This is a genomic window from Candidatus Phytoplasma citri (genome assembly GCF_002009625.1).
In the GTDB taxonomy this organism is placed as follows: domain Bacteria; phylum Bacillota_I; class Bacilli_A; order Acholeplasmatales; family Acholeplasmataceae; genus Phytoplasma; species Phytoplasma citri.
Genome location: NZ_MWKN01000060.1, coordinates 1 through 497, shown reverse-complemented (window position 1 = coordinate 497; position 497 = coordinate 1). Strand labels below are relative to the sequence as shown.

Below are 497 nucleotides of genomic sequence, written 5' to 3'. Positions count from 1 at the left end.
GATGCTTGGAAACTTGCTTGTCCGGTTTGGACGGGGGCTGATTGTAAATAAAACAGCAAATACAAATTGCTGCATAAAACGCAATTAATCTATCCGTATTAATAATCAAATTCAAGAAGAAGTTGATAAATCTTTTCCTGTTAAAAAATTTGAAGATTTTGAACTTTCTATGTATGTTAAAAATATATTAACATTAGGAGAAAATCAAATTGGCGCTAAAACTTTACCATCTAAATTTTATCGTGTAGTTTTTTCAAATGAAGTTTTTTCGGAATTATTATTAAATTTTCAAAATGTTTTTAGTGCTTTATATGTTTATCGTAATTTAAGTAAATATAAACATAGTCAAGGTACATTAGTGGCTAATCCTAAAGTAACTATTATAGATGATCCTTGGGCGCCAAAGATGCCTAAATTTCGTGTTGTTTAACCAATAACCAGGGCTGATAAACCCTGAAAGGAGATGGTCGGTCTAACAAACGAAAGAATGTCAGATT

1 protein-coding gene is annotated in these 497 nt (G+C 30.4%); it reads left to right on the top strand.

The features are described from left to right. Positions 1-169 precede the first annotated feature (169 nt). Positions 170-430 carry a metallopeptidase TldD-related protein gene (locus B2G44_RS01880; RefSeq protein ID WP_078123149.1) on the top strand — a complete coding sequence of 87 codons (261 nt, stop codon included), beginning with the start codon at positions 170-172 and terminating at the stop codon, positions 428-430. Positions 431-497 lie beyond the last annotated feature (67 nt).

Excerpts from the sequence above, each read along its gene's own strand:
- B2G44_RS01880 (WP_078123149.1), top strand. The coding sequence starts at position 170 with ATGTATGTTAAAAATATATTAACATTAGGAGAAAATCAAATTGGCGCT.